Genomic DNA, 17,224 nt, shown 5'->3' with positions numbered 1-17,224 from the left:
GAAAGGACTTGAACCTCTAACCCCCAGATTCGTAGTCTGGTGCTCTATCCAGTTGAGCTACGGGTGCGCTGTGAGGCGGGGTTTTACAGAGGCTTAGCTGACCTGACAACCCCGCTTTCGAAAAAATTTCAGTTTCGCGTCATGGTGATATGGGCGCGGCACGACGGTGAGCCGAAAATGCCGCCGATCGCCTGCCCGACAGGGTAGCCGTTGAACACGACGGCTGTGGGATGGTGGTCCAGATCCGTCATGGCGAGTTCTGCATGATAATGCTGGCTGCCGGGCGTGTAGGTGCCGTGAAGAACCTGCGAGCCATCCGCCGGTGTGAACAGGATCTCCCTGCCTCTTATGCGAAGGGTCGAAGAACGCCCGGTCGGACAGGTGCCCTGATCCGTGACGAGGGCACCAACCCATGAGCCCGTCGGATCCTTGCCCGGGTCGGGCGTACCCGCGCAGGCGGCGAGCAGGGCCGTGGCGGAGATGGCAAAAAGTGCTGGCAGGCGCATGTTGTTCCTGTTCGATGTTGCAGAATGGATGACGCAGACGACACAACACCTTATAGGAGAGCCTCAAAAGGCACCATGAAACCGGAACGCGAGGCCATGACATTGACCCAGCAGGACGCCAGCACCGTCGAAAAGCTCGACGAAACTCTTCACGAAGACCGTATCCTCATCCTGGATTTCGGCAGTCAGGTAACGCAGCTTATTGCACGCCGTGTCCGCGAGAGCGGTGTGTACTGCGAAATCTGGCCATACACGGCGACCGAGGAAAAGATCCGCGCTTTCAATCCGCGCGGCATTATCTTGTCCGGCAGCCCGGCCAGCGTCCATGACGAGAATGCGCCTCCGATTCCGGATGTTGTTTTTGCGCTCAACCGCCCTGTGCTGGGGATCTGCTACGGCCAGCAGGCGATGTGCCAGAAGCTGGGCGGCAAGGTCGAAAATCACGAGCACCGCGAATTCGGTCGCGCCTATATCGACATTGCCGAGGACTGCTCGCTGTTCCGGGGTGTCTGGGCACGCGGCAAGCGTGAGCAGGTCTGGATGAGCCACGGCGACCGCGTGACGCAGCTTCCGCCGGGCTTCCGTGCCGTCGCCCATTCCGAAGGCGCGCCGTTCGCGATCATCGCGGATGAGGGACGTCGTCTGTACGGAGTGCAGTTTCATCCGGAAGTCGTGCATACGCCGCATGGTGCAGCCCTGATCCGCAACTTCACGCATAATGTTGCGGGTTGCAGTGGCAGCTGGACGATGGCCGGTTTCCGCGATCTGGAAATCGCGCGTATCCGCAAGCAGGTTGGCTCTGGCCGGGTGATCTGTGGTCTGTCGGGTGGTGTGGACAGCTCGGTGGCTGCGAAACTGATCCATGATGCGATCGGTGATCAGCTGACCTGCATTTTCGTAGATCCGGGCATTATGCGCACGGGCGAAGCGGACGAGGTCGTCAAAACGTTCCGGGGCCGCTTCAACATCCGTCTTGTGCATCGTGATGCTTCAGAGCTGTTCCTGCGCGAACTGGCTGGTGTGACGGACCCGGAAACCAAGCGCAAGACGATTGGCCGTCTGTTCATCGAGGTCTTCGAGGAAGAAGCTGCGAAGCTGGGTGGTGCGCAGTTCCTGGCACAGGGCACGCTGTATCCGGATGTGATCGAAAGTGTGAGCTTTTCGGGTGGTCCGTCCGTGACCATCAAGTCCCATCACAATGTGGGCGGTCTGCCGGACCGCATGAACATGGAACTGGTCGAACCGCTACGGGAGCTGTTCAAGGATGAGGTTCGCATGCTGGGTCGCGAGCTCGGGATTCCCGAGAGCATCGTGGGACGGCATCCGTTCCCGGGGCCGGGACTGGCGATCCGTATTCCGGGTGATGTGACGAAAGAAAAGCTCGACCTGCTGCGCAAGGTGGATGTGATCTACCTTGAGGAAATCCGCCGTGCCGGGCTTTACGATGCGATCTGGCAGGCTTTTGCGGTTTTGCTGCCAGTTCGAACAGTCGGTGTCATGGGTGATGGCCGGACCTACGATCAGGCCTGTGCCCTGCGTGCCGTGACCAGCACGGATGGCATGACTGCGGAAGTCTATCCGTTCGACTTCGCATTCCTGAACCGTGTTGCAGGTCGTATTGTCAACGAAGTGCGCGGCATCAACCGCGTGACCTACGACATCACGTCCAAGCCGCCCGGTACGATCGAGTGGGAATGATCTCACGTTCGGTCGCGGTTGACGCCATCCGGATCTGACCTACTGAAAACCCCGCAGTGATGCGGGGTTTTTTTTGTGGTGCTTGCCGGGCGTTGCGGCGCAGTCGGGCTTGTGGACTTGCCCGTCTTTGCGGGGAGTGACAGGGTGGGGACATCTGAAAACAGGAGACTTGCGATGTCGATCCGGTTCATTTCCTCTTCCGCCCCTCTGCTTCTTGCCGCTCTGGCCGTGATGCCGCTGGGGATGGCTCCGCAGGCTATGGCGGCTGATACGGCTGAAAAGCCCTGCGAAACCGATCTGTGCCGGAGTGTGCGTCAGTCCTGGGCTGCGGTCCGTCATGACACGTCCGATGCAGCGCAGTGGACGAAGAAACAGAGCGTCAAGGGCTGGGACGCTACCAAGGATGGCGTTTCCGATGCGGCGCGCTGGACTGGCAAGGAAAGCAAAAAAGGCTGGAAGGCCACGAAGAACGGCACCAAGGACGCGGTGCACGACACCGGTGTCTGGACGAAAAAGGCCGTTCACGATCTTGATCCGGGACAGCCCGCCAATGCCCCTGAGGCGAAAAGCCCGGCAGCAGGCAAGTAAAAATGCTTGCCTGACAGACTGGATCTGTCGCTCGTCCATGAAAAAGGCCTGTCCCTTACGGGGCAGGCCTTTTCTGGTTTTTTTAGGATGAAAGGCTTATTCCGCGTGGTGACGGTGACCGGTCAGTTCCGTGGTGAGCTGGGCGCGGGCTTCTCCGTCCGGGAATTTTTCCGTGTGAAGATTGATGTAGGTCTGTCCGGCCTGAACTTCCTTGACCTGATCGGGCGTGAGCTGAAGCGTACCGGTCATGCGGGTCGTGTAAGGGCCGTTGATCGGGGCAAGGACGCCAGCATCCTGACCGTCCGGGGCCGGGCCATGCAGATGTGCTGCCGTGACCGGACCAGAGAGGCCATTATCTTCGAAGCGATAGGTCAGGGTGTTCTTCGTGGTGTCCAGCATAGCGGATGCCGAACCCTTGATCGGAGCCGTGGCGCCGTGTTCGCCCTTGAACGGGCCGAAAAGATGCAGGGTTTCGGCGGAAGCCGGAAGAGCAGTGACGGAAAGGCCGAGGGCCAGCGTCGTCAGCAGAAGTCCTGTGCGCATGGAAGTCCATCCTTGCAGAAGCTGGCCAGAAATTGACCAGAACTTGGACTGACTGAACGTCTGCTCAGGTTTCGAGTTCGGTATTCCAGTACAGATAATCGCGCCAGCTTTCGTGAAGATAATGAGGCGGGAAGGTCCGGCCATTTTCCTGAAGGCGGCGGCTGCTGGGCTGGACCGGCTTGCGGTGCGGGTGCATGCCGAGCTCGCTTGGCAGTTTTGAGCCCTTGAGCAGGTTGCAGGGGCTGCACGCGGTGACAACATTCTCCCATGTCGTGCGTCCACCGCGGGCACGGGGGATGACGTGATCGAAGGTCAACTCATGCGTGGGCAATCGGTCATGGCAGTACTGACACGAAAAATTGTCCCGCAGGAAGACGTTGAAGCGCGTAAAGGCGGGTTTGCGGGCGGTGGGGATGTAGTCCTTCAGGGCGATAACGCTGGGCAGGCGCATGCTTTGGCTGGGGGAATGGACGACGGCATCTTCATATTCGGAAAGGACCGAGACGCGGTCGAGGAAGACGGCCTTGACGGCTTCCTGCCAGGACCAGAGCGAGAGCGGGAAATAGGACAGCGGACGGAAATCCGCGTTCAGGACAAGAGCCGGAAAATGCTGACCGCTGACGGACACCACACGCATCCTTTCTGCAAGGACGACACATGCGGGATTAGGCGCCGAATGAAAACGGGACAAACAGCGGGAAAACACGTGTCGTCGGCTTCTTTGAGGAAACTATTCCAGTAAACTGACCGGACCGCAAGCAAACGCTGGTGACACATTCATGACGCCTCCCGCTACGACACGATTTGCGCCGAGTCCTACGGGGTTTCTGCATCTGGGACATGTGGTGTCAGGGCTCTATTCGCGGATCATGGCGGGTGAGGGCGGAAGGTTCCTGATCCGTATCGAGGATATTGATACGACGCGCTGTACGCCGGAGCTGACAGCGGCGCTGCGGGAGGATCTGGAGTGGCTTGGACTGTCGTCAGATGAGCCGGTGCGGCGTCAGTCCAGACATTTGCCTGAATATCAGGTCGTTTTGAAGACTCTGCGGGAGCGGCGGCTGCTCTATCCGTGTTTCTGTACGCGACGGGAGATTGCCGAGGCCGCGACGCAGACCGCGCCGGATGGAAGCCTCGTTTATCCGGGGACGTGTCGGCACGGCCCAGTTCATGCGGGTCGGGAGCCGGTCTGGCGCCTCGATATGGCGCGCGCGCTGGACGTGTTGCAGGGCGTGCCGGGTTGGCATGAGATCGGGCACGGCCGCGTTGCCGGGAAGGCCAATGCGTTCGGCGATATCGTTCTGGCGCGGCGGGATACGGGTGTGTCTTATCATCTGTGCGTGACGCATGACGATGCGCTTGAGGGCGTGACGACCATCACGCGGGGGCGGGATCTATATGAGGCGACGTCAGTTCAGCGGGTGTTGCAGGACCTGATGAGGTGGCCGGAACCGACTTATGCGCATCACGCGCTCATTCTCGATGCAGAAGGGCACAAACTGTCCAAGCGGGATGGCGCGGAAGGAGTGCGGGTTCTGCGGCAGGCAGGCTGGAGGGCCCGGCAGGTGCGGGAGCATCCGCTGGTGCGGCAGGCTCTGGAGGCGAGCCTGCCGACAGGCGCTTATTCCGGCGGGTAAGTGCCCGGATAGGTGATGTCCTGCGCGGGGCCGGGGGCGTGTGGAGCGCCTTTCTTGCCGCAGGCGGTCAGGCCGAGGGCCATGACCGCCATGCTGACGAGCAGCAGGGTTTTCATGCAGTTTCTCCGAGTTTTGCAAGCCAGGCTTTGGCCTGATGCGTCACATTGGCCGGTGCTGTGCCGCCTTCACTGGTGCGGGATGCCAGAGAGGCTTCGACGGTCAGGACATCGAAAACACCCGCGTTGATCTGCGGTTCGACGGACTGCATTTCGCCAAGCGACAGGTCTGCCAGATCGCAGCCTTTCTGTTCCGCCATGCCGACCAGACGGCCCGTCACATGATGGGCGGTGCGGAAAGGGACGCGCAGTTCGCGGACCAGCCAGTCGGCAAGGTCTGTGGCGGTGGAGAAGCCCATGCCCGCAACCTCGCGCATCCGGGGGGCATTGGCTTTCAGGTCCCGGATCATGCCGTCCATGGCAGCCAGCGAAAGTGTCATGGCCTCGGTGGCGTCGAAGACGGGTTCCTTGTCTTCCTGCGTGTCCTTGGCATAGGCGAGGGGCAGCCCCTTCATGACCGTCAGCAGGCCCACGAAATCGCCCATGATGCGGCCGATTTTGGCGCGCACCAGTTCGGCGGCGTCCGGGTTGCGCTTCTGCGGCATGATGGACGAGCCGGTCGTGAACGCATCGGACAGCGTGACGAAACCGAAGGGGGCAGAAGCCCACATCACGATTTCTTCTGCGAGACGGGACAGATGCATGGCCTGAAGCGACAGGGCGGAGAGGAATTCGAGCGCGAAATCACGGTCCGAGACGGCATCGAGCGAATTGGCGGTCGGGCGATCGAAATCCAGTGCCGCAGCCGTCATGCGGCGGTCGATCGGGAAGGACGTACCGGCAAGGGCGGCCGAACCGAGCGGACATTCGTTCAGACGGGCGCGGGCATCGCGCAGGCGACCGCGGTCCCGCGACAGCATCTCGACATAGGCCAGAAGATGGTGGCCGAACGTGACCGGCTGGGCGACCTGAAGATGGGTAAAGCCCGGCATCGGCGTTGCGGCATGCTCCAGCGCACGGGTGGCGAGCGAGCGCATCAGGGCGGCGGTCTGGTCCTGAAGGCCGTCGATGGCGTCACGCACCCAGAGGCGGAAATCGGTGGCGACCTGATCGTTGCGCGAGCGTGCCGTGTGCAGTCGCTTGCCGGCCTCGCCGATGCGCTCGGACAGGCGCGCCTCGATGTTCATGTGGATGTCTTCGAGGGCCGGGGAGAACTCGAAGCGGCCTTCGCCGATTTCCTGCGCGATATCGCCCAGACCCTGTCGGATTTCGGCGAGTTCCGTCTCGGTCAGCAGGCCGACTTTCTGGAGCATGGCGGCATGGGCGAGGGAGCCGCGGATGTCCTGTCGCCACAGGATCTTGTCAAATCCGATGGAAGCGTTGATCTCACCCATGATGGCGGCCGGGCCCGAGGCAAAGCGGCCACCCCATTGCGGATTGGCGGCTGTGCCTTCAAAGGACGGGGCGGCATCTGATTGTGTGTCGACAGGAGCGTTTTTCATGATAACCGTAAACAGATGATTCGGAAGCAGATCGACCGGCGAACCCTTCTTGGAGGAGCGGCCAGCCTAGCTGCGGCAGCCTCCCTCTGCAATTGCGGGCTGGGGAATCCCGCCAGAGCAGCGGACGGGGCGCAGCCTGTGTTCCCCTCGCTTACGCCCGGCGCGCCTCGGCTGGAGCCCGTAAATTTCCAGCTCAAGGGGCCCGATGGCACGACTCTGGCGCTTTCCTCGCTGAGGGGACGCCCCTTCATTCTGCATCTGTGGGCAACGTGGTGTCCGCCGTGCAGGCTGGAACTTCCGGCGCTGAATGCGTTCCTTGAGAAAACGGGATCCAGCATTCCTGTCATTCCGGTCGCCGTGGCGAGTCCGCTGCCGAAAGTGATGATCTTTCTGGCGCAGGGCAATCTGCCGCATGTCGCGCCCTGGACACTGGGGCAGCACGAGTTTTCCCAATGGTTCACATCCGGCGAGCCGAGCCTTCCCATGACCTGCGTGATTGATGCGCAGGGACGCCTGTGCGCCAGCGTTGAGGGGGAAATGGCGTGGGGCGCACCGGACAGTCAGGCCTCTTTTGAAAAGATCCTCTCGGGCCTTCAGCCATCCAAACCCGCGTGAAGGCAGGGCTGGTCAGCCGGCGGAACGTTGTTGCTGGCACGGCTGGCCTTGCCATTCTTGTTGGTGTGGGGGCCGCGAAGCTGGCGGGGACGGTCGTGCGTCGCGGCATGCCGGTTGGTCGGCTGATGCCGGGGCAGGCGATGTCGGAGCCCGTTACCCTTGGACTGTCGGGCCCTGAAGGTTCGCAGTCCACACTTGCCTCGCGACGGGGAGTGCCTTTCCTGCTCCATGTCTGGGCGACGTGGTGTCCGCCCTGCCGCCATGAACTTCCGGCTCTGGCGGCGTTCACTCGGGCATGGGGGCCGGATTGTCCTGTTGTTCCGGTTGCGGTTTCAAGCGGATCACCAGACGACGTCCATGCGTTCCTGAGCCGTAATGGTATCGTGGGCTTGCCCGCATGGACGGTGGACGGGATCGCTTTGAAGGCCTGGTATGGGGCCGCGGAGCTTGCCATCCCCGTAACATTCCTGATTGATGTTAAAGGGCGCATTCGCGCGACGGCGGCGGGTCCGCTGGACTGGGGGGCTTCCGGTGCCGCGGATGCGCTTCGCCGGGTGCTTGCCGCCACGATCGTCTGAGCCGCGATGGGACAGACCTGTTTGTAATGAAAGAACGGATTTCCAACATGACTTTTCCCCTGACACGCCGTCATCTCCTGGGCGGAGCCGGTGCCCTTCTGGTTTCGGGACGGGCCATCGCTGCAACGGCTGCAAAAGAAGAGGCAGGAAAGGGGCTGGCTTTCGAGCCGAACTCTTTCGGTAAGCTGGCCGCGCCGAAAGTGTTGCCGCCACTGAGCGTGAAGAACGAGCAGGATCAGGACGTGCCTCTGTCGCACTGGTACGGCAAACCGTTCATCCTGCATTTCTGGGCGACATGGTGCCCGCCCTGCATCCGTGAACTGCCTTCGGTGAACGCGACGGCCAAGGCGCTGGGCGCCGAAGGGCCGCAGATCGTCGCCGTGGCTGTGCGTGGCAGCACGATTCCCAAGGTCAGGGCATTTTATGACAGCCACGGGATCGACGCCCTGCCGCTTCTGGTCGATCCGCTGTCAGCCGTGATGATGGAGACGGCGGATCAAACCGCGCTGATCCAGTCGGTCCGGCAGGTGCGTCCCGATGATCTGAAGAGCCTGAAACCGGATGTCATGTCCCTGCATGGCGTACCCCGGTCGCTGATCCTGAATGCGAAAGGCGAGGTTGTGGCGGAATCCATCGGGAACATGGACTGGTCTGCGGACGCCGTGAGGCATACTGTGCAGGCTCTGGCTGGATAGTAAGAGTAAAGTCCTGATGTCTGCTCCCCTTCTTGGTGCCAATGACCCTGTGCCCTTCCTTCTTTTCCCGGAAAAGATGCCGTCCCCGTTCGTGCTCGTGAGCGATCACGCAGGGCGGGCGGTTCCGGATGCGCTGGGGGATATGGGGGTACGGACCAAGGACTGGGAGCGGCACATCGCCTGGGACATCGGCATTGTCGGCGTGGGGCGCGTGCTGCACGAAATGCTGGGCGCGGCGTTGATCGAGCAGGTCTATTCGAGGCTCGTGATCGACTGTAACCGCGCGCCCGGCCACCCGACGTCGATGCCGCTCGTAAGTGACGGCACGGCGGTTCCCGTCAACCAGGCGGCGCAGGAGGCGTGCCGGGCGAAGCGGGAGCGGGAGATCCTGCATCCGTATCATGACACGATCGCGGAGGTTCTGGCCGAGCGGGGCCCGCGTCCAACAGCGCTGATCGCGCTGCACAGTTTTACACCGCAGATGAACGGGAAAGACCGGCCGTGGCAGATCGGCATTCTGCATAATCAGGACAGTCGCATGGCGTTGATCGCGCTGGACCTGCTGCGAGAAGACAGTGCGCTCTGCGTGGGCGACAACGAACCTTACGTCCTGACTGATACGTCCGACTACACGGTGCCGCGTCATGCGGAGGCGGGCGGTCTGCCTTATCTTGAAATCGAAATCCGGCAGGATCTGATCGCGGAAAAGACCGGACAGCGGGAGTGGGCTGAGCGTCTGGCAGTCCTTCTGCCGAAAGTCTGGGAAAGGCTGGCGAAAGGAGCGGGCGCATGATCGACGGACATACGAAACTCGCGGGCGTCATGGGCTGGCCTGTCGAACATTCGCGCTCTCCGCTGATGCATAATCATTGGTGCCGGGTGAACGGGGTGAATGGGGCGTATGTGCCATTGCCGACGCGGCCGGAAGGCTTCGATCAGGCGTTGCGCGGACTGGCAGCGGCGGGTTTTCAGGGCGTGAATGTCACGATTCCGCACAAGGAAGCCGCGATGCGCGCCTGTGACGAACTCACTCCGACCGCGAAACGGGCTGGAGCGGTGAATACGATCTGTTTTGTGGCGGGACGCATCATCGGCGACTGTACGGACGGGACGGGATTTTGCGACAATCTGAGCGCGCATGACGTGACGATTGCAGGCCGTGCCCTGATCCTCGGCGCAGGCGGTGCGGCGCGGGCCGTGGCGGCAGCGTTGCTGGACCGGGGATGCGAAGTCGTAATTGCGAACCGGACGCTTGAGCGGGCCGAGGCTCTGGTCGAAGCGCTTGGTGGCGGTGAGGCCGTCGCGTGGTACGAATGGCCGTCTCTGCTGTCGGGCTGTTCGCTTCTGGTGAACGCCACGTCCATGGGGATGGGCGGGAAATCCGGAATGGATTGGGATTCTGCCCTTCGGGAGGCTGCACCCGGACTATGCGTGACCGATATCGTCTACACGCCGCGCGAGACGCCGCTTCTGTTGGCCGCTCAGGCGCGCGGACTGCGGACGGTGGATGGTCTGGGGATGCTCGTTCATCAGGCTCGGGCGGGCTTTCGGGCGTGGTTCGGTGTTGATCCTGAGGCAGACCGGACGACGTTCGACCTTCTGGCGGCGAGCCTGCGCTAGAGCGTGCGGATTATTGGCCTGACGGGCGGGATGGCGGCCGGGAAAAGTATGGTTGCGACACTGTTCCGCAGGGCCGGGGTGCCGGTTTTTGATGCGGATGCGTGTGTCCGGGCGCTTCAGGGCGAAAAGGGGAAGGCGCTGCCTCTGATTGGAAAAACATTTCCGGGCACGGTGGCTGACGGACATCTGGATCGGGTGGCGCTGCGGGAAGTCGTCCGGGCGCTCCCTGACGCGCTTAAGCGTCTCGAAGCCATCATGCATCCGCTGGTGCGGACTGAACGGGAGCGTTTTCTGAAGCAGTGCCGGGCCCGGAAAGAGCCGTTCTGCGTACTGGATATTCCGCTGCTCATGGAAATCGGGGAAGATCGGCGCTGCGATCTGGTCGTGGTTGCGCAAGCCCCCATGAATACACGGCTTGCGCGTATCCGACAGCGCGGGCGCAGTGGTGGCCGCATGAGCGTGGCGGATGCGAAAGGACTGCTGGCCCGTCAGATGAATGACCATGAACGCAGACGCCGGGCCGACATCGTGATACGAACCGGCCTGTCACGTGGACACGCCGCCCGGCAGGTCCATGCCCTGCTGCACCGGCTTCGTGAGGCGTCATGAAACGATCCATCCTGTTCGATACGGAAACCACGGGATTTGACCCGGATATGGGCGACCGTATCATTGAGATCGCGGCTCTCGAACTGATCGACGACCTGCCGACGGGTGAGGCCTATCATGTGCTGATCCATCCCGAGCGTGATATCCCGCCCGAAGCGACCAAGGTGCATGGGTTCCGGATCGAGGATCTGGAGGGAAAGCCGAAATTTTCCGAGGTTGCGGACGGTTTTCTGGAGTTCATTGGAGACAGCCCGATGATCGCCCACAATGCCCGCTTCGATTTCAAGTTCGTCAATGCCGAACTGAAGGCCTGTGGGCGCGAGCCGCTCGATTATGCCAGCAGGGCCATCGATACGGTGGAAATGGCGCGGAAGAAATATCCGGGCCTTCCGGCGAGCCTTGATGCGCTGTGCCGACGCTTCGGCATCGACCTGTCCCAGCGCGGCACCCATAACGCGCTGCTGGACTGCAAACTTCTGGCGGAAGTGTATGTCGAGCTGATGGGGGGGCGACAGCGCGGCTTAGGTCTGGCAGGTCCGTCCCGCAGTCGCAGCATGACGGACGGGATCAACGCGCTGGCCAGCCGGCCTCCACGGAAAATGGCCCCGCCGACCGCGGAAGAGCTTCAGGTGCATGAGGCGTTCGTGAGCACCATCAAGGACGCGGTTTGGCATCGCGAATGATGCGGATCCTGTTCATTACGTCCAACCGTCTGGGCGATGCGGTGATTTCCACGGGCGTGCTGGATGCGTTGCAGAAGCGTTATCCGGCGGCGATGTTCACAGTGGTCTGTGGCCCTGTGGCGGCGGGGCTTTTTGAAGCGGACCCGCGATGCGAGCGCATCATTACCATGGAAAAGCGCCGCCATGACCGGCACTGGATTGATCTGTGGCGGGACTGTTTTAGGACGCGATGGTTCATGGTTGTGGATCTGCGGGGGTCGCTGATCGGGCTGACACTGCGGGCGCGGCGTCGGATCATCGTGCGGGGGGGGCGTCGGCCCGGCCGACGGATCGAGCAGCTTGGGGAAGCACTCGGCTATCGCCGCACGCCCATGCCGCGTGTCTGGACGTCCAGGGCGCAACGGGCGAATGCGGCTGCGGCATTGCCCGAAGGGCGCTGGCTGGCGCTGGGGCCGACGGCGAACTGGGATGGCAAGATCTGGCCACCCGAGCGGTTCGTGGCGCTGGCGCAGGCCTTACGGTCGGAAAACCTGCGCCCCGTCGTGTTTTATGGGCCCGGTGAGGATGAGCGGGCGCGGGCGGAGCCGGTGTTGAAGGGGCTTCCCGATGCGCTGGATCTGGGCGGCAATCATACACTGGGTGATGTGGCGGCGCTTCTTCAGCGTTGCGCGCTGTTTGTGGGCAATGATTCCGGCCTGATGCATCTGGCTGCGGCCGCGGGCACGCCGACGCTGGGACTGTTCGGGCCGTCCCGGGCATCGGAATACGCGCCGGCCGGTCGTCTGGCACGGTTCGTGGAAGCGCCGGGGCCGGAAGGCCATGCGCCCATGACGGGGCTGGATGTGGCACAGGTTCTGAAGACCGCGACGGACATCCTGAATGAAAAAAACGTGTTTGCTCCGAACCTTGGAGCAGACTGACTTGATGCCCTGTCGGTCATGGCCGATAGAGGAAGGATGATTTCTGCATCGTCCAACGAAGACCGGGGTCGTGTGGCCCATGTGATGGCGGGGGCCCCAAGAGGGGGCGCAGAGCTGTTCTTCGAGCGCCTGACTATGGCCCAGATGCGGGACGGGCGCGCCGTTCAGGCCCTCATCCGTCAGGATGAAGGAAGGTGTGGACGGCTGGAGGAAGCCGGGGTTGATACCCGGACATTCCGGTTTGGCGGTCTGTTGGATCTGCGGACCCGACCGGGGCTGCGGCGCAGCCTGAATGCATTCCGGCCAGATATCGTGGTGGCGTGGATGAGCCGGGCGGCGCGTCTGGTACCCTCGGGGCCGTGGCAGATGGCCGGGCGTCTGGGCGGATATTACGACCTGTCGAACTATCGCCGCTGCGATCATCTGATTGGCAATACGCGAGGTCTGGCGGACTGGATGAAAACGCAGGGCTGGGCTGCCGATCGCGTACATCACCTGCCGAATTTCGCGACGGATTTTTCGGACGTGGCGCCGCAGCTTCCCGGTTTTCTGCCGCAGGGTGTGCCGTTTGTGCTCGCTCTGGGCCGTCTGCATGAAAACAAGGCCTTTGATGTCTTGATCCGGGCGATGGCCTATCTGCCGGGCGTACATCTCGTGATCGCGGGCGAGGGGCCGGAGCGTGGCGCGCTTGAGGTACTGGCGAAAGCGGAAAATGTTGCGGAGCGTGTGCATCTTCCCGGCTGGATCGGGCAGAGCGGCCCATGGCTGCGGGCCTGTGATGTTCTGGTGTGCCCGTCCCGGATCGAACCGCTGGGCAATGTCGTGATCGAGGCGCTCTCCGCCGGAGTGCCGGTCGTTGCGAGCCGAATTCAGGGGCCGCAGGAAATTCTTGAAGGCACGCAGGACGGGCTTCTGGCAACGGTTGAGGACGAGAAGGACCTTGCCGCGCAGATCGGCAGTGTTCTGGAAAGCTCCGTACTAGCCCAGAAACTTGCCGCGAACGGTCGGACGCGGTTTGAGCGGGAGTTCTCGCAGAACGTGGTCATGGCACGATGGTCCGCGTTTCTGGACGGGGTGCGCGCCTGATGTGTGGCATCGCAGGCCTGTCCTGTCTGCCGGGACATCGTCCGGATCAGGCGGCTCTGGAGCGCATGTCACAGGCAATTTTCCATCGTGGACCGGATGGAGAAGGGCGGCTGGATCTTGGTGGGGCCGCCCTGCGTCACAGGCGGCTGTCCATCGTCGATATCGCAGGGGGCGCGCAGCCGTTCCGGCTTGGCGCGGCGGCCCTGATCGCGAATGGCGAAATCTATAACGACCCGGCCATCCGCAAGCGGTTTCCCGCAACCTGCTTCCAGACACACAGCGACTGTGAGCCGCCATTGCATCTGTGGTTGCAGGATGGTGCGGGCTATACCCATGAATTGCGGGGTATGTACGCCATTGCGATCGTGGAGAATGAGCAGGGGCGTCATGAAATGGTGCTCTCGCGTGATCCGTTCGGGATCAAGCCGCTCTATATTGCGGCTTACGAAGGGGGCATCGCCTTCGCGTCCGAAGCGCAGGCGTTGCTTGCGGGCGGCTTTGGGAGGCGAAGCGTTCGCGAAGGCGCGCGTGACGAACTGATGCAGCTTCAGTTCACGGCCGGGCAGGACACCATTTTCGAAGGTATCCGGCGCCTCCTGCCGGGTGAGACGCTCAGGATCGTGGACGGACGAATCGTGGAGTCGCGCCGTCGACACGTTCTGCACGAGGCACGCGATACGGTCCCGATCGGTCTGACGGATATGGACGCGCTGGCGCGGCTGGACACGGCGCTTCTCGACAGCGTGGCGGCGCATCTGCGGGCAGACGTACCGCTTGGGCTCTTCCTGTCGGGCGGGATCGACAGTTCGGTCATTCTGGCGGCGGCTCATCGGCTGGGACTACCGCATCCCAAAACATGGACCGCGCGTTTCGATGCCGGTGCGGCGGATGAATCCGCCGAGGCTGCTGCGCTGGCCGCCTCCGTCGGGGCGGAGCATCATGTCCTGACCGTCACCGAAGACATGGTCTGGCGCGATCTGCCATCCATCGTGGCATGTATGGACGATCCGGCTGCGGATTACGCCATCATCCCGACATGGTTTCTGGCGCGCGAGGCAAGAAAGGATGTCACCGTCATTCTCAGCGGTGAAGGCGGGGACGAGCTTTTCGCGGGCTATGGTCGCTATCGGCGGGTCATGAAACCCTGGTGGAAGGGTGGTCGTGCGCCGTATCGCTCAGGAACGTTCGGCAGACGTTTCCCACAGCGAGGACGGCAGTGGCGGCACGGGATTGCCATGACGGAACTCGCTCTGGGACTATCCGGGCTCGAAGCGGCGCAGGCGCTGGATATCGCGGAATGGCTGCCCAACGATCTGCTGCTCAAGCTGGATCGCTGTCTGATGGCCCATTCCCTGGAAGGACGCACCCCACTGCTGGACCCGGTTATGGCCAAAGCGGTCTGGTCGCTGCCTGGGACCTTCAAGGTACGTGATGGTTATGGGAAATGGCTTCTGCGTCGCTGGCTTCAGGATGCTTTGCCTCAGGCCCGGCCTTTTGCACCCAAGCAGGGATTTACGGTGCCTGTGGGGCCCTGGATCGAGAAACAGGCGCAGCGTCTTGGGCCGCTGGTCGCCCGTCAGCCCTGCATTCGTGCCATGATGCCGGAGCAGGACGTGGAGCGTCTTTTTGCCCGCGCCAGCCAGCGCGGTGTCGCACGGCAGGCCTGGACTTTGCTGTTTTATGCGCTGTGGCATCGCCATCATATCGAGGGTGTTCCCGTGGACGGGAATACGTTCGAAACTCTCGCGCGCGCTTCATGAGTAGCTTACTGATTTGCAAGGACGGAACATGCATTACGATCTGATCATCCGAGGCGGAATCTGCGTTTTTCCCTGGGGCGAGGCCGAAGCGGATATCGGCGTGCGGAGCGGAAAAGTGGCGTCGTTGTCCGTTGCCTCGACGGACGAGGCAGACCGGGTGATTGATGCGCGGGGCCTGCATGTGCTGCCTGGGCTGATCGACGCGCATGTTCATCTCCGCGATCCGGGCAAGCCAGAAGTTGAAACACTGGAAACCGGGACACGGGCTGCGGCGCTGGGCGGCATTGCAACGGTTTTCGACATGCCCAACACGTCTCCGAGCGTGACGGACGTGACGATGATTGACTGGAAGCGCGATCATATCCGCAAGACGGCGCACGTGGATGTCGGGATGTATGTTGGCGCGACGCGTGAGAACACGCCGGATCTGGCGCTGCTGGAGCAGCAGCCGGGCGTGTGTGCGGTGAAGGTTTTCGCAGGATCGTCCACCGGCAATCTCATGATCGAAGATGATGCGGGACTGGAAGCGGTCATGCGCTCTGGCCATCGCCGCGTGGCCTATCATTCGGAGGACGAATACCGCCTTCAGGCGCGCAAGCCGATGTTCCATGAAGGTCAGCCTTACGAAACGCACAGCGTATGGCGGGATGTGGAATGTGCGTTCCTCGGCACCCGCCGCATCATGGCGCTGGCCCGCAAGACCAACCGTCCGGCGCATATCCTGCACGTCTCGACAGCGGAAGAGCTGGAATATCTGGCGGATTATCGCGATATTTCCACAGTTGAGGTTCTGGTGAACCATCTCACGCAGGTCGCGCCGGAATGTTATGAAAAGCTCGGTGGTCTGGCTGTCATGAACCCGCCGCTGCGGGATCGGTCGCACTGGGAAGCAAGCTGGAAGGCCGTTCAGGACGGGCGGGTGGACGTGGTCTCCTCCGACCATGCGCCGCATCCGCTTGAGGCCAAGCAGCTTCCCTGGCCAAAATGCCCGGCTGGCCTGACGGGGACGCAGACGATCGTGCCGGTCATGCTCGATCACGTGAACGCCGGGCGCCTGTCGCTGGCGCGTCTGGTGGATCTGATGGCCGCTGGGCCCGCGCGTGTTTACGGATTGCAGACCAAGGGGCGGATGGCCGTTGGATTCGATGCCGATTTTACCCTCGTGGACATGAAGGCAGAGCGTGAAATCACCAATGACTGGATCGTCACGCCTGCGGGCTGGACGCCGTTCGATGGCACGCGTGTCACGGGATGGCCGATGGCGACGATCGTCCGTGGAACGGTCGTGATGCAGGACAATGAGGTTTCGGGTACGCCGACGGGACAGCCTGCCAAATTTGCGCCTTGATCTGGGCGTAGGGCGCGCAACACTTCAATCAGGAAAGGGAGCTGTATGAGACGTTGCGTTGCCGCCAGCCGTAAGGCGGTGCTGTTTGGACTGGTTTTTGCAGGGCTCGTCGGTGCCGGGACGGCGCGTGCGGCTGAGGCGGCATGGACCGCTCCGAAATGCGGTGCCGAGCCTCAGGCCCCTGCCGTCAAGGCCGGGACGGTCGCGCAGTACAATGAGAGCGTTGATCGTGTGACGGCTTATGAAAAGGCTGCCCGCGTTTATAACGCCTGCGTTGCGGCTCAGGCCAATCGCGAGGAAACGGCCATCAGCCAGGACGCCAGTGCGCGGATCGCGCATGTCCATGCCGGAAGTGCGGCCGTTCAGTCTCATATCGCAGCGTCATTCCAGACGCTCTCCACCACCCTGGCGACAGCGGGACGCAAGCTCGGTCATCACTGACCCCCGTATGGGGCCGTCTGCGAATCTTACTGCCCCATGCGTTCCTGATTCTGGAGTGGCGTCAGGGTCGTTGGACCTTCATAGGTCTGGCGGGCAACATTGGGCATGAGGTCGGGGCGCGCCCAGCAGGTCGTGCCCTCAAAACTTGTCGTGCAATAGGGCTGCGGCGGGGGCGGCCCGATGGGGCGCGCGCAGAAGCTCTCGTCGTCATACAGATACGCCGTGTTGCAGTCCTTTCCGGTGATGGCGGACGCGATGCGGTCCGGCGCGCAGCCGTCAAGGACGCAGAACACCAATGGAAACAGCAGGAGCGGGACGGGCTTTTTCATGGCCGTCAGG

At 62.4% G+C, this 17,224-nt stretch carries 21 protein-coding genes and 1 tRNA gene; 15 read left to right on the top strand and 7 right to left on the bottom strand.

Features of this window, described 5'->3' with window-relative positions; genetic code table 11:
* Both HK22_RS12665 and HK22_RS12660 read right to left on the bottom strand, forming a co-directional pair.
* Positions 1-59, bottom strand: a tRNA-Arg gene (locus HK22_RS12665).
* A 69-nt stretch (positions 60-128) separates the two neighbouring features.
* Complete coding sequence (locus HK22_RS12660) at positions 129-506, bottom strand: hypothetical protein (RefSeq protein WP_062030868.1); 378 nt, start codon at positions 504-506, stop codon at positions 129-131.
* Positions 507-602: 96 nt separating this feature from the next.
* Between HK22_RS12660 and guaA the strand changes: the two genes are divergently transcribed.
* Together guaA and HK22_RS12650 are read left to right on the top strand one after the other, a co-directional pair.
* Positions 603-2,204, top strand: coding sequence for a glutamine-hydrolyzing GMP synthase (gene guaA, locus HK22_RS12655; RefSeq protein WP_062030938.1), 1,602 nt, complete (start codon positions 603-605; stop codon positions 2,202-2,204).
* 174 nt (positions 2,205-2,378) lie between these two features.
* Positions 2,379-2,792, top strand: coding sequence for a hypothetical protein (locus tag HK22_RS12650; RefSeq protein ID WP_086649519.1), 414 nt, complete (start codon positions 2,379-2,381; stop codon positions 2,790-2,792).
* A 96-nt stretch (positions 2,793-2,888) separates the two neighbouring features.
* Here the strand turns inward: HK22_RS12650 and HK22_RS12645 are convergent, their stop codons facing one another.
* A complete protein-coding gene (locus tag HK22_RS12645) occupies positions 2,889-3,335 on the bottom strand; it encodes a CHRD domain-containing protein (RefSeq protein WP_086649518.1) in 447 nt (148 codons plus the stop codon).
* Between the two features lie 64 nt (positions 3,336-3,399).
* Positions 3,400-3,972: an HNH endonuclease gene (locus HK22_RS12640; RefSeq protein WP_062030874.1), complete on the bottom strand. Its 573-nt coding sequence runs from the start codon at positions 3,970-3,972 to the stop codon at positions 3,400-3,402.
* Positions 3,973-4,114: 142 nt separating this feature from the next.
* Between HK22_RS12640 and gluQRS the strand changes: the two genes are divergently transcribed.
* Positions 4,115-4,972: a tRNA glutamyl-Q(34) synthetase GluQRS gene (gluQRS, locus tag HK22_RS12635; protein ID WP_086649517.1), complete on the top strand. Its 858-nt coding sequence runs from the start codon at positions 4,115-4,117 to the stop codon at positions 4,970-4,972.
* Here the strand turns inward: gluQRS and HK22_RS15460 are convergent.
* Positions 4,957-5,088 carry a hypothetical protein gene (locus tag HK22_RS15460; protein ID WP_255376051.1) on the bottom strand — a complete coding sequence of 44 codons (132 nt, stop codon included), beginning with the start codon at positions 5,086-5,088 and terminating at the stop codon, positions 4,957-4,959. The genes gluQRS and HK22_RS15460 overlap by 16 nt on opposite strands.
* Positions 5,085-6,530, bottom strand: coding sequence for an argininosuccinate lyase (gene argH, locus HK22_RS12630; protein ID WP_086649516.1), 1,446 nt, complete (start codon positions 6,528-6,530; stop codon positions 5,085-5,087). The genes HK22_RS15460 and argH overlap by 4 nt, the downstream gene beginning before the upstream one ends.
* 15 nt (positions 6,531-6,545) lie before the next feature.
* Here argH and HK22_RS12625 point away from each other — a divergent pair, with 15 nt between their 5' ends.
* Genes HK22_RS12625 through HK22_RS12570 form a run of 12 tightly spaced genes read left to right on the top strand, consistent with a single transcriptional unit; the run spans position 6,546 to position 16,885 of the window.
* Complete coding sequence (locus HK22_RS12625) at positions 6,546-7,145, top strand: TlpA disulfide reductase family protein (protein WP_086649515.1); 600 nt, start codon at positions 6,546-6,548, stop codon at positions 7,143-7,145.
* Entirely contained in the window at positions 7,142-7,723 is a 582-nt protein-coding gene (locus HK22_RS12620; RefSeq protein ID WP_086649514.1) for a TlpA disulfide reductase family protein, read from the top strand. The genes HK22_RS12625 and HK22_RS12620 overlap by 4 nt, the downstream gene beginning before the upstream one ends.
* A gap of 47 nt (positions 7,724-7,770) precedes the next feature.
* Entirely contained in the window at positions 7,771-8,418 is a 648-nt protein-coding gene (locus tag HK22_RS12615) for a TlpA disulfide reductase family protein (protein WP_062030940.1), read from the top strand.
* 16 nt (positions 8,419-8,434) lie between these two features.
* The gene (locus HK22_RS12610) at positions 8,435-9,211 is read left to right on the top strand and encodes an N-formylglutamate amidohydrolase (protein WP_086649513.1); all 777 of its coding nucleotides are present in this window, start codon (positions 8,435-8,437) and stop codon (positions 9,209-9,211) included.
* A complete protein-coding gene (locus HK22_RS12605; RefSeq protein WP_086649512.1) occupies positions 9,208-10,038 on the top strand; it encodes a shikimate dehydrogenase in 831 nt (276 codons plus the stop codon). Before HK22_RS12610 ends, HK22_RS12605 begins: the two co-directional genes overlap by 4 nt.
* A gap of 3 nt (positions 10,039-10,041) precedes the next feature.
* Positions 10,042-10,647, top strand: a complete 606-nt coding sequence (gene coaE, locus HK22_RS12600; protein WP_086649511.1) for a dephospho-CoA kinase — start codon at positions 10,042-10,044, stop codon at positions 10,645-10,647.
* Entirely contained in the window at positions 10,644-11,330 is a 687-nt protein-coding gene (dnaQ, locus tag HK22_RS12595) for a DNA polymerase III subunit epsilon (RefSeq protein ID WP_062110426.1), read from the top strand. The genes coaE and dnaQ overlap by 4 nt, the downstream gene beginning before the upstream one ends.
* Complete coding sequence (locus tag HK22_RS12590) at positions 11,330-12,250, top strand: glycosyltransferase family 9 protein (protein ID WP_086649522.1); 921 nt, start codon at positions 11,330-11,332, stop codon at positions 12,248-12,250. The genes dnaQ and HK22_RS12590 overlap by 1 nt, the downstream gene beginning before the upstream one ends.
* A gap of 36 nt (positions 12,251-12,286) precedes the next feature.
* Positions 12,287-13,336: a glycosyltransferase gene (locus HK22_RS12585; protein ID WP_233142636.1), complete on the top strand. Its 1,050-nt coding sequence runs from the start codon at positions 12,287-12,289 to the stop codon at positions 13,334-13,336.
* Positions 13,336-15,096 (top strand): asparagine synthase (glutamine-hydrolyzing), encoded by a 1,761-nt coding sequence (asnB, locus tag HK22_RS12580; protein ID WP_086649521.1) that lies wholly within the window; start codon positions 13,336-13,338, stop codon positions 15,094-15,096. The genes HK22_RS12585 and asnB overlap by 1 nt, the downstream gene beginning before the upstream one ends.
* Before the next feature lie 28 nt (positions 15,097-15,124).
* Positions 15,125-16,444 (top strand): dihydroorotase, encoded by a 1,320-nt coding sequence (locus HK22_RS12575; RefSeq protein WP_086649509.1) that lies wholly within the window; start codon positions 15,125-15,127, stop codon positions 16,442-16,444.
* A gap of 45 nt (positions 16,445-16,489) precedes the next feature.
* On the top strand, positions 16,490-16,885 hold the full coding sequence (locus HK22_RS12570) for a hypothetical protein (protein ID WP_086649508.1): 396 nt from the start codon (positions 16,490-16,492) through the stop codon (positions 16,883-16,885).
* A 26-nt stretch (positions 16,886-16,911) separates the two neighbouring features.
* On the opposite strand, the gene HK22_RS12565 is transcribed toward HK22_RS12570, so the two are convergent.
* Positions 16,912-17,214, bottom strand: a complete 303-nt coding sequence (locus HK22_RS12565) for a hypothetical protein (protein WP_062030899.1) — start codon at positions 17,212-17,214, stop codon at positions 16,912-16,914.
* Positions 17,215-17,224 lie beyond the last annotated feature (10 nt).

It is taken from the genome of Gluconobacter sp. DsW_056 (assembly GCF_002153595.1).
Classification (GTDB): domain Bacteria; phylum Pseudomonadota; class Alphaproteobacteria; order Acetobacterales; family Acetobacteraceae; genus Gluconobacter; species Gluconobacter albidus.
This window is presented reverse-complemented; position numbering and strand designations above follow the sequence as displayed.

Excerpts from the sequence above, each read along its gene's own strand:
- HK22_RS12660 (WP_062030868.1), bottom strand. The coding sequence starts at position 506 with ATGCGCCTGCCAGCACTTTTTGCCATCTCCGCCACGGCCCTGCTCGCC.
- guaA (WP_062030938.1), top strand. The coding sequence starts at position 603 with ATGACATTGACCCAGCAGGACGCCAGCACCGTCGAAAAGCTCGACGAA.
- HK22_RS12650 (WP_086649519.1), top strand. The coding sequence starts at position 2,379 with ATGTCGATCCGGTTCATTTCCTCTTCCGCCCCTCTGCTTCTTGCCGCT.
- HK22_RS12645 (WP_086649518.1), bottom strand. The coding sequence starts at position 3,335 with ATGCGCACAGGACTTCTGCTGACGACGCTGGCCCTCGGCCTTTCCGTC.
- HK22_RS12640 (WP_062030874.1), bottom strand. The coding sequence starts at position 3,972 with ATGCGTGTGGTGTCCGTCAGCGGTCAGCATTTTCCGGCTCTTGTCCTG.
- gluQRS (WP_086649517.1), top strand. The coding sequence starts at position 4,115 with ATGACGCCTCCCGCTACGACACGATTTGCGCCGAGTCCTACGGGGTTT.
- HK22_RS15460 (WP_255376051.1), bottom strand. The coding sequence starts at position 5,088 with ATGAAAACCCTGCTGCTCGTCAGCATGGCGGTCATGGCCCTCGGCCTG.
- argH (WP_086649516.1), bottom strand. The coding sequence starts at position 6,530 with ATGAAAAACGCTCCTGTCGACACACAATCAGATGCCGCCCCGTCCTTT.
- HK22_RS12625 (WP_086649515.1), top strand. The coding sequence starts at position 6,546 with ATGATTCGGAAGCAGATCGACCGGCGAACCCTTCTTGGAGGAGCGGCC.
- HK22_RS12615 (WP_062030940.1), top strand. The coding sequence starts at position 7,771 with ATGACTTTTCCCCTGACACGCCGTCATCTCCTGGGCGGAGCCGGTGCC.
- HK22_RS12610 (WP_086649513.1), top strand. The coding sequence starts at position 8,435 with ATGTCTGCTCCCCTTCTTGGTGCCAATGACCCTGTGCCCTTCCTTCTT.
- HK22_RS12605 (WP_086649512.1), top strand. The coding sequence starts at position 9,208 with ATGATCGACGGACATACGAAACTCGCGGGCGTCATGGGCTGGCCTGTC.
- dnaQ (WP_062110426.1), top strand. The coding sequence starts at position 10,644 with ATGAAACGATCCATCCTGTTCGATACGGAAACCACGGGATTTGACCCG.
- HK22_RS12590 (WP_086649522.1), top strand. The coding sequence starts at position 11,330 with ATGCGGATCCTGTTCATTACGTCCAACCGTCTGGGCGATGCGGTGATT.
- HK22_RS12585 (WP_233142636.1), top strand. The coding sequence starts at position 12,287 with ATGATTTCTGCATCGTCCAACGAAGACCGGGGTCGTGTGGCCCATGTG.
- asnB (WP_086649521.1), top strand. The coding sequence starts at position 13,336 with ATGTGTGGCATCGCAGGCCTGTCCTGTCTGCCGGGACATCGTCCGGAT.
- HK22_RS12575 (WP_086649509.1), top strand. The coding sequence starts at position 15,125 with ATGCATTACGATCTGATCATCCGAGGCGGAATCTGCGTTTTTCCCTGG.
- HK22_RS12570 (WP_086649508.1), top strand. The coding sequence starts at position 16,490 with ATGAGACGTTGCGTTGCCGCCAGCCGTAAGGCGGTGCTGTTTGGACTG.
- HK22_RS12565 (WP_062030899.1), bottom strand. The coding sequence starts at position 17,214 with ATGAAAAAGCCCGTCCCGCTCCTGCTGTTTCCATTGGTGTTCTGCGTC.